Raw genomic sequence first — 12,897 nt, 5'->3', positions numbered from 1 at the left:
CCTACACCTATTAAGTCGTCGGCAGCGTCAGATGGGTATAAGAGACAGCACCTGCACCAGGGGTTCGGAGGCCGGCGAGGCGCGGGTGTCCTCCTGCTCCGCGAACGGGTTGCTTGGGGCCGGAGACGGGGCCGTCCGGGGCCGCGTTGCGCAGCACCTGTTCGAACTTCGCCCAGTCCTCCTTGAAGTGCGCGGGGTCCGGCAGCCCCTGCTCGCGGTGCTTCAGCGACGGGGCCCAGCGCAGGGCGTACGCCTCGCCCACGTGGAAGCTGGGCGGGGGCGGCACGCCGTAGGTGGCCGGGTCGAAGAAGGCGTCGTCCAGGTCCTCGAAGCCGTACGCGCGCGCCTTCTGGATGAAGTTGGGGATGATGCCCGTGGGCGCGTGGTAGCCCAGGATGTTGCCGTGCTCGTCCTTGGCGACGGGCGTGAAGACGAAGATGTCCTGGGTGCGGTACTCGCCCTTCTCCGTGAGGGGCAGCACCTCCGACAGGGCAATCGTCTTGCGGCTGCCGTCGTGGAGGCGCTCGCAGCAGATGACGAAGTTGATGGCGCTGGCCACCTGGGCGCGCACGGCGACCATGGGCAATTCCACGGACGACATGAGGCACAGGGATTCAATGCGGCGCAGCGTGTCCGTGGGCGTGTTCGCGTGCGTGGTGGCCAGCGAGCCGCCGTGGCCGGTGTTCATGGCCTGCATGAGGTGGAAGGCCTCGCCGCCGCGCACCTCGCCCACCACGATGCGGTCCGGGCGCAGACGCAGCGCGGAGTGCAGCAGGTCACCCATGTCCACGGCGCCCTTGCCGAACTTGTCGGCGGGGCGGGATTCGAAGGCCACGATGTGGGACTGGTTGAGCTGGAGCTCGGCGGAGTCCTCGATGGTGAGGATGCGCTCCTCGTCCGGGATGAGGGACGAGACGATGTTGAGCAGGGTCGTCTTTCCGGAGCCCGTGCCGCCGGCCACCAGCATGTTGAGCTTGGTGGCGATGCCGGCCTCGATGAGGCGCGCCATGGGCCGGGTCAGCGACTTGAACTTCAACAGCGAGTCGATGGTCAGCTTGTCCTTGAAGAACTTGCGGATGGAGATGGTGGTGCCGTTGCGCGCGATGGGCGGAATCACCACGTGGATGCGGCTGCCGTCGGGGAGGCGCGCGTCCAGGCGGGGGCGCTCTTCCGAAAGGGGGCGGCCCACGAACTGGGCCATGTTGCGCGCGGCGCCCAGCAGTCCTTCGTCGGAGAAGGACGCATCCGTCTTGATCAGCCGGCCCTTGCGTTCAATCCACACGTCGGTGGGGCCGTTGATCATGATTTCCGACACCGACTCGTCGTCCAGGTAGGGGAGGACGGGCTTGAGGAAGGCGCGGAGTGACTCGGTGTACATCGTCATGGCGGACGCGAGGCTAGCGCGCCCGGGCCCGGGCCCCAAGCTCCCGCCCTGAGTGCCTGCTCGCTTTCCGGTGCGGCGTTCCGGCACGATGGCTTCCACGGGGGCCCTCCGCCCCTGCTCCCGAGGAAGGGGTTGCGGCCCATGCGCGGTCCCTGGTGGTGCTGCCTGGTGTCCTGGCTTGGAGGCTGCGCGTCCTCCGCCGCGCTCGACCCGGACCTGGTGCGGCCCGCGCCAGGAGCCCCATTCCTGGAGGAGATTCCAGGGCCCCTGCTGGGACCGTACGACTCGGCCTCGGATGCGCTGCTGGCCGCGTGCGGGAAGATCCTCTCGAAGCCGCACGCCAGCGCGGGCCGCCCGGATCATCCCCGAGGGCCGGGTGCATGGCTTCGAGGCCGAAACGAAAGGGGGACGCGTGAGGCTCTCCATTGTCGCGTTCTTCTCCAACGCGATGGAGCCGGCGTCGTGTGACGGCTTCCACCAATACATTCCCCTCACGGGCCAGTTGCTGAAGTGGACACGCACCGCATCGGCGGGGTGGCAATGCGAGCAGACGGGGCGCGTCACATGGCACGATGCGGACGCATTGGACTTCACCCTCCAGAAACTCCAGGGCCCCTGCCTGAGAGGGGCGGGACCATGAAGCGGCTGCTGTTCGTGGGCGCGGTCCTGTGCGTTGGATGTTTGCGGCGCGAGGCGACTCCATCCGACTCGCTGGCGTCGGAGGACCGCTCCATCGTCTTCCCGGAGATGTTCGCGCGCGAGGCGGTGCCCGTCGGGGCTCCGGGACAGCCGTACGCGCTGGAGGGGAAGCTCGTCCGGGCCCTGCTCGTGGCCGCCGATGACTTCCTTCCCCGTCAGCACGAGGGACAGTCCTGTTGGAGCCGGCGGGAAGCCCACCGCTTCAAGCTTCTTCGTGAAGGAGACCTCGTCTTCATTCGCATGGACCTGGACCCGCGCGCCTGTGAAGCCGGAGGGCTGCTGCTTGACGGTGGCGCCACCTACGCGGTCCGGCTGTCGGACGGACGCATCCTGCGGCGGCACCACGATGGCGAGCCGGATGCGCCGAACGTGTCTGGCAACCCTGATGCAGGCGTGTCCCCCGGCCCTTCGGACCCGTCCATTCCCGTGGGCGACACCTCCTGGGGTGAGCCTCAGCCCTCGTTTCCATCCCAATGGTTGGACGCTGGCAGCCCTGCTCCCTGAACAGGCCGCCTCAGGACGAGCGCCCTGGTCTAGGGTGTTGCCCCCACGGAGGGACGTGAATGAGCCTGGCGGATGGGTTGCCCGAGGATTGGAAGGAAGTGCTGCAGGACGCCATCCAAGCTCCGTCGTTCAAGGAGCTGGAGAAGTTCCTGCGCAAGGAGCGCCAGGAACACACCGTGTTCCCGTCGGAGGAGGACCTGTTCTCCGCGTTCCGCCTCACGCCCTACGCGGACGTGCGCGTGCTGCTGCTGGGCCAGGACCCGTACCACGGCCCGGGCCAGGCCCACGGCCTCGCCTTCTCCGTCCAGCCCGGCGTGCCGCCTCCGCCCTCGCTCGTGAACATGTTCAAGGAACTCCACACCGACGTGGGTGCTCCGAAGCCTCGCGATGGTTCGCTCATCCCGTGGGCGAAGCAGGGCGTGTTCCTGCTCAACACCGTGCTCACCGTGCGCCAGGCGTCCCCCAACAGCCACGCGAAGCACGGCTGGGAGCCCTTCACCGACGCCGTCATCCGCGCCGTCAGCGCCAAGGAGGACCCCGTCGTCTTCCTGCTCTGGGGCAAGCCCGCGCAGAAGAAGAAGGCCCTCATCGACACCGAGCGCCACGTCGTGCTGGAGGGCGTGCACCCCTCGCCGCTGTCCGCCAGCAAGGGGTTCTTCGGAAGCAAGCCCTACAGCACCACCAACGCCGCCCTGAAGAAGCACGGCCAGCACACCATCGACTGGGAGCTGCCCTCGTAGGAGCGTGCTCGGAGGGTTGGCTATAGTGCCCGCCCACGATGGCCACCTCCTTCCTCGAAGACGCCGCACGCACCCAGGCCGCTGAAGCCGTCGCGGCCATTGAGTCCCAGACCGCCGCGGAGGTGGTGGTGTCCGTCCGGCGCGCCTCCGGCGACTACGCCCACACCGATGCCCGGCTGGGCGCGGCCGTCGCCTTCGTCGTCCTGGGGGTCCTCCTGTTCATCCCGCAGGAGGTCCACCTCTACGCCTTCCCGCCCGTGGTGCTGCTGTCCTACGCCGCGGGCGTGATGGGGGGCCGCCTGCTGCCGTCGCTGCGCCGCGCGCTCACCCCGCGCAAGCTCCAGGAGGACTCCGTGCGCACCGCCGCGAAGGCCGCCTTCACGGAGCTGGGCGTTTCGCACACGTCGCGCCGCACCGGCATCCTGGTGTTCGTCTCCCTCTTCGAGCGCCGCGTGGAGGTCGTCACCGACTACGGCGTGGACCCCTCGCTGATGGGCGCGGAGTGGCAGGAGGCCCTCACGCAGCTGTCCGCCGCGCTCGCCGCGTCCCCCGCGCCGGAGCCCTTCTTCCAGGCCCTGCGCCGCATCCAGGCGCCGCTGTCGCGCGTGCTGCCCCGCCTGGAGGATGACGTGAACGAGCTGCCGGACATGCCCGGAGCCGTGGCGTGAGGCGCTCCACGTCCGTCCTCCTGCTCGCCGTCGCGCTGTTCCTCGGGCTGGGGCTCGCCGCGATCCCAGACGCGGACGCACGCCCCGGTGGTGGCAGCACCTATCGCGGCTCCAGCCGCAGCTCGTCCAGCAGCCGCAGCTCGTCGAGCAGCCGCAGTTCGTCGAGCAGCCGGTCGTCGTACAGCTCCGGCAGCCGCTCCTACAGCTCCGGCTACAGCTCCGGTGGTTCGTCGTCCTCGGGCGGGGGCGGGGCGTTCGGCGGCCTCTGCCTGCTCATCGTCGTCCTGGGCGTGGTGGCCATCGTCCTCATGAACGTGCAGTCGAGCAGGGGACGGAACGACTGGAGCACCACCGCGCACCACGCACCCCCGCCGCCCCGTCGCCAGGGCTCGCTGCGCACGAAGCTCGCGCACCTGGCGCGCGTGGGGCCCAAGGGGTCGGACGGATCGACGCAGCCGTTGGATCCGGAGTTCTCCATCGTCCTCTTCGAGGACTTCGTCTACTCGCTCTTCGCCCGCGTGCACGAGGCGCGCGGAGGAGGGCGGCTGGACACGCTGGGCGGCTGGCTGTCCGACGCCGCCATCGCCTCGCTCCACGAACTGGGCACCCCGGAAGCGGTGAAGGCCGTGGTCGTGGGCGCGGTGACGTACGAGTCCGTGGAGGGCGTGAGCGCGAACAGCCGGCGCGTGCGCGTCGTCCTGCGCTTCGAGGCCAACTACACGGAGGTCTTCTCCAACTCCGAGCAGAGCTGGTACGTCGCGGAGGAGTGGCTGCTGGAGCGCGACACGTCCGCGAAGTCCCGGGCCCCCGAGGACGCGCGGGCGTTCAAGTGCCCGAACTGCGGCGCGCCGCTGGAGTCCGTGCACGGTCACAAGTGCTCGTACTGCGACACGGTGGTGAACACCGGCGAGTTCGACTGGGTGGTGACGCGCGTGGCGTCCCTGGAGCGCGAGCGGCGCGGCCCCCAGCTGACCGGCACCACGGAGGAGCAGGGCACGGAGCTGCCCACCGTGAAGGACTCGCGCGCGCAGGAGCGGTTGAACGCGCTCCTGCACGACGACCCGGAGGCGACGCCGCTGGCCCTGCGCAAGCGCCTGGAGTTCATCTTCCACGAGATGCAGACCGCGTGGGCCCAGCGCGAGTGGAAGGGCATGCGGCCCTTCCTCAGCGACAACCTCTTCCAGACGCAGCTGTACTGGATCAACGCCTACCGTCAGGCGGGCCTGCGCAACATCACGGAGAACGCGCACATCACCAACATGGTGCTCGCGCGCGTGACGCGGGATGCGTACTACGACGCCGTCACCCTGCGTGTGTACGCGTCCAGCCTGGACTACACGGTGCGGGACCAGGACGGCCAGGTCGTGGGCGGCAGCCGTTCCCGCGAGCGCGCGTACAGCGAATACTGGACGCTCATCCGGGGCCGGGGCGTGCGGGGCAAGCCCTCCACGCAGAAGCAGTGCCCGTCGTGCGGCGCTCCGCTGTCCATCAACATGGCGGGCCACTGCACGCACTGCCAGGCGCGCGTGACGTCCGGCGAGTTCGACTGGGTGCTCAGCCGCATCGAACAGGACGAGTCCTACCAGGGCTGAACCCCGGTCCCTTCATGCACACGCCTCAGGTGTTGTCGCTGCTCGGTCTCCTCGTCACGGCCACGCCCCAGCCCTTCGCCGCCTGGTTCGATGCGCGCGTGAAGGCGGAGAAGCCGGAGGTCCGCGAACGCTTCCAGCTCGACCTGGACGGCGATGGCCGGGAGGACGACGTCGTCTGCTACGACTTCAAGGACCCGGAAGGGCCCGGCACCACGACGCCCGTCATCCTGGTGGGGCTGGCCACCGGCGAGCGCTTCGCCCTGCGTGGCGAGGGGTTGGGTCCCATGACCGTCCAGTGCCCCAGCGCGCCTTCCCCGAAGGCGACGTCCCTGCACCTCGGCGGCAATGGCCTGACGGGCTTCGTGGCCGGGGCGTCCCTCCGGTTCGACAAGAAGGGGCCCCTGCTGACGAGAGTCAACTCCGGTGACCGGTACCACTCGCGGAGCATGGACCTGGTGTCGCAGCGCATGGAGTTCTCGTCCTACGAATACTCCGAATCGCAGACCGAGGACCCGGTCCCGAACCGATCCGCCGCGATGCTCGCCTCCGGTGCGAAGGACCCGGCGCCGCCCGCGCCGGTCTGGGTGAGCTGGGGGCAGAAGAACTGGAGTGGCGCCGCGGACGCGGACCTGAAGGCACAGTGGTTGCGCAAGGGCGACACGGTGACGCTCCTCGCGACGCTCCAGGACGACCAGCCGGTGCCGGCCGTGGGTGCCAGCGCGAAGGCCATCCTCGCCGCGGATCACCTGGAGCTGTGGTGGCTCGAATGGAAGGAAGGCACGCCCCGGCCGGTGCAACTGGGCGTGGCCCGCACAGTTGACGGCAAGACCGTGGCCACGTGGTTCCAGCCACCCAGCCGCAAGAACACGCCGCTTCCCTCCGTGCGGTGGACCGCGCCGGACCGGCTGGAGGTGGACCTGCCCATGCGCTGGATCGTGCCCACGCGGTTGGATCAGCCGGCCACTGACACGGGCGAACTGGAGCCTCCTTCCGGGCAGGCGGACTTCACGGTCGTCTTCTCCGACAGCGACGGGAAGGGCCAGGAGACGCTCGTCTCCACCACCGAGAAGCGGCCCGGCTCCGGAAGCTTCAGCGCCCTCTTCATCTCGGAGCCCGGGAGCCCCTATCCCCGGTTGAACAAGAGCGTCTTCTCCTGGGTGCCCGTCAAGCAGCGCTCCACGCTGCGTGAACTCGTCGGCCCATAGCCGCATCTCCCCGGGACATCCACGGCGGGGACACTAGGATGCGCTGCATCATGACCGCGCCCTTCCTCGCCGCCACCCTCGTTGAACCGCTGGAACCCGGGCACTACCGCTCGCGCTACGAGGCGGCCTGGTATCAGGGGCGGGGCGCGTACGGCGGCGTGGTGGCGGGGCAGGTGCTGCGCGCGCTGGAGCACCACCTCAACGACCCCAAGCGGCCCGTGCGCTCCTTCACCGTGCACTTCTGCTCGCCCGCGGCCGAGGGCGTGGCGGATCTGCACACGCGCATCGAGCGCGCCGGCAAGCTCGTCACCCACGCCACCGCGCGGGTGGAGAGCGGCGGCGCGGTGGTGGCCGTCGCCACGGCGACCTTCGGCGCTGCTCGCGGCGGAGCGCCCGAGTACATGGAGTTCGTCATGCCGAAGGTTCCCGCGCCCGGCACGCTCGAGCCCATCCCCGACGACACGCCCATGCCGGACTTCTGCCGCTTCTTCGAGTACCGCTACTGCGTGGGCTCGCCGCCGTACTCGGGGGCTTCCGAGGCGGAGGTGGGCGGCTGGCTGCGGCCTCGCGTTCCCACGGCGCTGGACGCGGCGTTGTGCGTGGGGTTGATGGATGCGTATCCGCCGTCCGTGCTGTCTCGGATGGACGGCTTCCGCGCGGCGGCGTCCGTGGACTTCAGCGTGCAGTTCTTCCAGACGTTCCCGGTGACGGGCATCGCGCCGGACGCGCAGTACCTGCGGACGGGCCGCTCGCGTCAGGCCGCGGAGGGCTACACGGAGGAGACCCAGCTGCTCTGGGCGCAGGACGGCACGCTGCTCGCGCAGTGCCGGCAGCTGGTCGCCGTGCTCGGCTGATCAGTCCTCGCGGGGCACCAGCTCGGCCACCACGGCGTGGTGGTCGGAGACGGCGTCGGGCAGGCGCGCATAACGGGTGAAGCGCAGGGCGTGGGAGCCCAGCACCTGGTCCAGGCGCTGACGCGCGTTCGGGATGGGATACGTGGGTTCGCCATCCGCGGGCGTGTGCAGTCCCAGCTCCGAGCACAGCCGGTCCACGGGTCCGCCCACGTCCTCCGCGTTGAAGTCGCCCATCACCACGCGAGGCCGCTCCGGCCGCTGACGCAGGGCCTGGATGAGCTGATCCACCTGGCGCCGCCGCACCGCCGCGGAGAACGGATCCAGGTGCAGGGACACGACCTCCAGCCCATTTCCCACCGCGAGCGTGGCGACGACGTAGCCCTTGTCCACGCGCCGGTCGCGGCCGAAGTGCGCCGAGTCGCATGACTCCAGCGGATGCCGGCACAAGAGCGCGGTGCCCTGCGCGAACAAACCTGGGACGCCGGAGTGCACGCCGTGATGCACGTGCGGATAGCCCGCCTGCTCCGCGATGTGGGCCACCTGATCCACGCCCCCACTGAAGAGGCTGGACCTGTCCGCCTCCTGAAGCGCCACCACGTCCGCGCCCTCACGCGCGAGCAGCGCCGCCATCTGGTTCAACGTGCCCAGCAGCGCGGACCGCCGCCGCAGGAAGGGCATGGGCACGGCGAACGGCGCCCCGTGGGCCACGTTCAGGGTGAGGGCCTTGAGTCGCACGGACTCAGTGGGACCACGTAGCCCCGTGCGACGGCAAGCCTGTACAAACCTGTCCGGCAGCCGGAGCGGAAGCCTGTCCGGCTGTCTGCCAGGCTGAGGGCCACGGCGTCCCGAGACGCGACGGGCCTCGAATGCATCGGACGGCAGGGTGCGCATCTTCCGCAAGGAGTGTCCGTCCTGAACGCTGCTCCTCGCTACGAAACGCTGTTCAAGGCGGGTGACCTGGAGGGGGCCCGTCGTGAGGCCCTGCTCGCGCGCGAGCGCAGTGCCTCGGACTGGCGCGCGTTGCTCACGCTGGCCCGGCTGGCCCTGGTGGACGGGGAGGATGCGCTCGCCGGGTCCCTGCTCCTGGGCGTCTCCCGCGCCGGTGCGGACACGCAGGCGGAATCCCGGCTGGTGACCGCGGCGCTCCATACGCGGCGCGGTGAGTGGCCCCAGGCCCTGGCCCTGTACCAGACGCTCCTGGCGGAGCCGGAGCCCCCCACCGAGGCCTACTTCGGCCTGGGCTACGTCTGGATGGAGCAGGGTGACGCGACCGCCGCGCAGCCGGCCCTGTCGAAGGCCGTGGCGCTGGAGCCTCGCGTGGCGCTGCATCACTTCCAGCTCGCGCGCGCCCTCTTCCTGCTGGACCGGATGGAGGAGGCCTTCGCGCACCTGGAGCGGTCGCTGCACCTGGATCCCTGGCACGCGCCCAGCTACCTCGTGTTCGCTCGCGCCCTGGAGGCGGGCGGAGAACTGGAGGCGGCGGAGGACCTGCTGCGCCAGGGCCAGAAGGCGGTGCCGGATGACGTGGGCCTGCTCAAGGCGCTGTCGGACGTGCGGCTCGCTCGGGGCAACGTGCGCGGCGCGGTGTCCGCGGCGGAGGCTCGCGTGCGCGTGGAGCCTGAAGGCGTGGCCGCGTTGGGACACCTGGCCCGCCTGCGCGTGACGGAGCGGCGCTTCGTGGAGGCCCTGGAGCTGTGCCTCCAGCTGGAGGCGCGGGGCTTGTCCACCGGCCTCAGCCGCTCCGTGGAGGCGCTCGTCTTCGAGGCCGTGGATCCACCCGACGTGCAGCGCGCGCTCGCCGCCTGGCGCGAGGCCGTGCGGCTGTCACCGGACGACTGGATGCCCGCGTGGCGCCTGGGCCTGCTGCTCCTGCGTCAGGGAGAGGCCGGCCCTCCGGAGGCCGTGGCACCGGCGCGCGCGCCGCTGGAGGAAGCCCACCGCCGCGCGCCGCACCGCCCGGAGCCCGTGCTGGCGCTGGCGCGGATGGAGGCCCTACTTGGTGAGCGGGACGCCGCGAAGGAGCGGCTGACCGTGCTGCTGCGAAAACCCTCGCTGGAGCCCGAGTGGCGCGAGCGCGCGCAGGCCCTGCTCTCCGAACTGGACTGAAGAACTGCTCAGGCGGCGAGCTGCTTCTGCAGCAGCCGCGTCAGCTCCGCTGGATCCACCGGCTTGGGCAGCAGCTCCGCGCCGTAGCGGATGGCCACGGGCAGCAGGTCGTCCAGCTCCGAGTGGCCGGTGAGGAAGATGAACGGCGCGCGGCACTCCTGCAGCTCTCGCATGGCGACGAGCACGTCGGAGCCGTTCATGTCCGGCATGTTGTAGTCGCACAGGATGGCGGCGATGCCGGAGAGGTCCAGGTGGAACGCCTCCGCGGGCGACTGCACCGTGAGCACCGTGTAGCCCGCGTCCCGCAGGGTGTCTCCCACGGTGGCGAGGACGAAGAGGTCATCGTCGATGACCAGCACGGTTGGCATGGGCGGCCCTCCAGCGCCTGACCGGCGCGGCGATGCACGCGAGTGTATCCGAGCCCATGCACCCTCGCGCCACACCCCCACGGTACAAGTCGCCGGGGTCGGGTCCACCCACGTCGGAGGGTGTGCGCGCGGACAACGCTCAGGGGCTCAGGGCTTCGCGGGCGCCGCGGCGGTGGCCGGAGACGGGATGAGGATGAGCTGCTCCTGGGGTGGGTTGAGGTACTCGGCGCCGGTCTCCGTCACGACGGCCATCTCCTCCACGGAGAGGATGCGCAGCGCGTCCGGGCTGCTGCCGTCCTTCCACGCGTAGAAGCCGTCGAAGGCGAACACCTGGCCGGGCTGGAGCTTGCGCAGCGCGGAGCCCGCGGGCGGCTTGCCGGACGCGGCGCCGGACAGGGCGGGGCCGGCGTCATGGGCCCAGTAGCCCACGGGATGGCCGGTGCCCCACATCACGGGCTCGGAGCCCGCTTCGCGCATCCAGTCGCGCTGGGCCTTGTCCACGTCGTAGCCGCGCACGCCGGGCTTCATCGCCGCGAGCGCGATGCGGCTGCCCTTCTTCGACTTCTCCCACTTCGCCAGCGCCTCCGCGGGCGGCTGCTTCTCCCCCGGCGCCAGCACGTACGCGAAGCGCTGGATGTCCGTCACCCACGTGCCGCCCACGCGGATGCCGAAGTCCGTCTGGATGAAGTCCCCCGGCTGGATGACGCGGTCGGTGGCGTTCGAGTGTCCGCGCGTGGGCCCGCTGTTCACGTTGGGGTTCTGGTCCGGCTGCCACCCGTCGCCCACGCCCAATTCCGCGATGCGCTTCTTGAGGAAGCGCGCCACGTCCGAGTCCCGCGTCTTGCCGGGCACCACGGTGCGGTACGCCTCCTCCTCCAGCTTCGCGGTGATGTCCGCGGCCTTGCGCATGATGTCCACCTCCTCGGGCGTCTTCACGGACAGCCACTCGGAGACCAGGTCCTCGGAGGACACCAGCTTCTTGCGCAGCGCCGGGGACAGCGCCGCCTCCAGCTTCGCGCGCTGCGTGGCGGACAATCCGTCCGCGATGGACATCCGCTCCGACGAGTTGATGGCCACCTTCGCCGGCTTCGCCTTCGCCAGGCGCGCGGCGACGAGCGCGTGCACGTCCGCGCCGCGCTCGAAGGCCACGACCTCGTCCACCACGGCCATGTCCCTCAGCGCGGTGGCCTCGCCCTCGGGGGAGAGCGCGGTGGAGCGCACCGAGTTGCCCTCGCGCAGGAACAGGAACGCGGCGGTGCCGCCCGCGTTCTCCCCACCGACGTGGGCGGCGAGCGGGTCGTTGTCGTTCTCGCGGCAGAGCACCACCCACGCGTCCACGCCCGCGCGGGCCATGGCCTGCGGCAGCAGCTTCTGGATGCGCTCCTTGCGCACGCGCGGCCACGCGCCTTCCGCGGCGGGCACGGCGGGCGCCGCGTGGGCAAAGGAGGCGAACAGGAGGGCGGAGAGGAGCACGGGCCGGACGCGCGTCGTCATGGGCAAGACGTTCCTTCGGGTGGGAGGCGCGCGGATTGTTTCATGGCCGCGCCGCGCGACAACCCACGCGCCGTGCCTTGCGCGTGCGCTTCGCAGGGTAGTCCCGGAATCAAGAGCCATGGCCGGGACGTAGGCCTGTCCGGCGATGGACGCGGCCCTGCCCCCGGGTCGCGGGCGTGGGTGGCTGTCTGTCATTGCGCCGGGACCGCCGGGTGGGCGCGGAGGACGCCAGGGCTTGCGAGCGTGCGCGTCGTCTCCAACCCCGGAGTCGCACATGCGTGTCGAAGAACCCAATGCCGCCGCCGCGGAGTACGTCCATGGCAACGAAGACCGGGAGCTGCGACGGATCCTGCTCCAGGCCCAGGTGTACGCGCCGCTGACGGAAGGCGTGCTGCGCTCGGCCGGCCTCAAGCCCGGCATGCGCGTGCTGGACGTGGGCTGCGGCGCCGGGGACGTGTCCTTCCTCGCCGCGGAGCTGGTGGGGCCCTCCGGGGAGGTCGTGGGCGTGGACCGCGAGGCCCGCTTCCTTGCCCGCGCCCGGCAGCGCGCGGAGGCGCGGAACCTCTCCCACGTGCGCTTCCTGCAAAGCAGCCTGGAGGCCCTGCCCGCCGGCGCCCCCTTCGACGCCATCGTCGGCCGGCTGGTGCTGATGTTCCAGCCAGACCCCGTGTCGTTCGTCCGCCGCATGGCGGAGCACCTGCGCCCCGGCGGCGTGATGGCCGTGCACGAACTGGAGCTGGCCGCCATGGGCCTGGCGCACCCGAAGCTGCCGCTGTTCAACCGCGTCTGGAGCTGGATGCTGCCCACCTGCGAGCGCACGGGCATCAAGGTCCACATGGGCCTGGAGCTGGTGTCCACGCTGCGCAGGGCCGGCCTGGTGGTGGATGACGGCGTGGTGGGCGGACGGCTGGGCGTGACGCCAGACGCGGAGACGACGCACGCCCTGGTGGAGACCGTGCGCACGCTCTTGCCCCACATGGAGCGGCTGGGCGTGGCCCTGGCCATGGAGGTGGACATCGACACGCTGGCCGCCCGCCTCACCGCCGAGCTGCGCGCGAGCCAGGGCGTGCTGGTCCCCAGCCTCATGGTGGGCGTCTGGGGCCACCGTCCAGGGCCCGTCTGACGCGGACTGCTTCGCACGACTTCACGAGCGGCGGGGGAGTGGGTCGCTTAGAGTGGCCTCATGGCAAAGACGGCATCCCGCAAGTCCCCCGCGAAGGCGAAGAAGCAGCCCGCGAAGGCACCGGCCCGGCCGGTGAAGGCGAAGGTGGAGAAGGTGGAGC

At 70.8% G+C, this 12,897-nt stretch carries 11 protein-coding genes; 8 read left to right on the top strand and 3 right to left on the bottom strand.

Annotated elements, in window-relative coordinates:
• The first annotated feature begins 2,020 nt into the window (after positions 1 to 2,020).
• From D7X55_RS24475 to D7X55_RS24450, 6 genes are read left to right on the top strand one after another with little or no spacing between them, the layout of a single operon-like run.
• The gene (locus D7X55_RS24475) at positions 2,021 to 2,587 is read left to right on the top strand and encodes a hypothetical protein (protein WP_120551846.1); all 567 of its coding nucleotides are present in this window, start codon (positions 2,021 to 2,023) and stop codon (positions 2,585 to 2,587) included.
• A 59-nt stretch (positions 2,588 to 2,646) separates the two neighbouring features.
• On the top strand, positions 2,647 to 3,327 hold the full coding sequence (locus tag D7X55_RS24470) for a uracil-DNA glycosylase (protein ID WP_120551847.1): 681 nt from the start codon (positions 2,647 to 2,649) through the stop codon (positions 3,325 to 3,327).
• A 38-nt stretch (positions 3,328 to 3,365) separates the two neighbouring features.
• On the top strand, positions 3,366 to 3,995 hold the full coding sequence (locus tag D7X55_RS24465) for a hypothetical protein (protein ID WP_121724342.1): 630 nt from the start codon (positions 3,366 to 3,368) through the stop codon (positions 3,993 to 3,995).
• Complete coding sequence (locus tag D7X55_RS24460; protein WP_121724341.1) at positions 3,992 to 5,587, top strand: TIM44-like domain-containing protein; 1,596 nt, start codon at positions 3,992 to 3,994, stop codon at positions 5,585 to 5,587. Before D7X55_RS24465 ends, D7X55_RS24460 begins: the two co-directional genes overlap by 4 nt.
• 14 nt (positions 5,588 to 5,601) lie before the next feature.
• Positions 5,602 to 6,792, top strand: coding sequence for a hypothetical protein (locus D7X55_RS44790; RefSeq protein WP_233610032.1), 1,191 nt, complete (start codon positions 5,602 to 5,604; stop codon positions 6,790 to 6,792).
• 50 nt (positions 6,793 to 6,842) lie between these two features.
• A complete protein-coding gene (locus D7X55_RS24450) occupies positions 6,843 to 7,646 on the top strand; it encodes an acyl-CoA thioesterase II (RefSeq protein ID WP_121724344.1) in 804 nt (267 codons plus the stop codon).
• On the opposite strand, the gene D7X55_RS24445 is transcribed toward D7X55_RS24450, so the two are convergent.
• A complete protein-coding gene (locus tag D7X55_RS24445; protein ID WP_158626416.1) occupies positions 7,647 to 8,381 on the bottom strand; it encodes an endonuclease/exonuclease/phosphatase family protein in 735 nt (244 codons plus the stop codon).
• Between the two features lie 168 nt (positions 8,382 to 8,549).
• Here D7X55_RS24445 and D7X55_RS24440 point away from each other — a divergent pair, with 168 nt between their 5' ends.
• Complete coding sequence (locus tag D7X55_RS24440) at positions 8,550 to 9,752, top strand: lipopolysaccharide assembly protein LapB (protein ID WP_233610031.1); 1,203 nt, start codon at positions 8,550 to 8,552, stop codon at positions 9,750 to 9,752.
• An 8-nt stretch (positions 9,753 to 9,760) separates the two neighbouring features.
• Here D7X55_RS24440 and D7X55_RS24435 read toward each other — a convergent pair whose 3' ends face one another.
• Entirely contained in the window at positions 9,761 to 10,120 is a 360-nt protein-coding gene (locus D7X55_RS24435) for a response regulator (RefSeq protein WP_121724339.1), read from the bottom strand.
• A gap of 147 nt (positions 10,121 to 10,267) precedes the next feature.
• Complete coding sequence (locus tag D7X55_RS24430; RefSeq protein ID WP_199747117.1) at positions 10,268 to 11,614, bottom strand: Xaa-Pro peptidase family protein; 1,347 nt, start codon at positions 11,612 to 11,614, stop codon at positions 10,268 to 10,270.
• A gap of 274 nt (positions 11,615 to 11,888) precedes the next feature.
• Between D7X55_RS24430 and D7X55_RS24425 the strand changes: the two genes are divergently transcribed.
• Entirely contained in the window at positions 11,889 to 12,737 is an 849-nt protein-coding gene (locus D7X55_RS24425) for a class I SAM-dependent methyltransferase (protein ID WP_158616300.1), read from the top strand.
• Positions 12,738 to 12,897: the final 160 nt, after the last annotated feature.

The organism is Corallococcus sp. AB049A (assembly GCF_003668885.1).
Classification (GTDB): Bacteria; Myxococcota; Myxococcia; order Myxococcales; family Myxococcaceae; genus Corallococcus; species Corallococcus interemptor.
The sequence above is the reverse complement of the archived record's forward strand: the minus strand, read 5'-3'. Positions and strand labels throughout refer to the sequence as shown.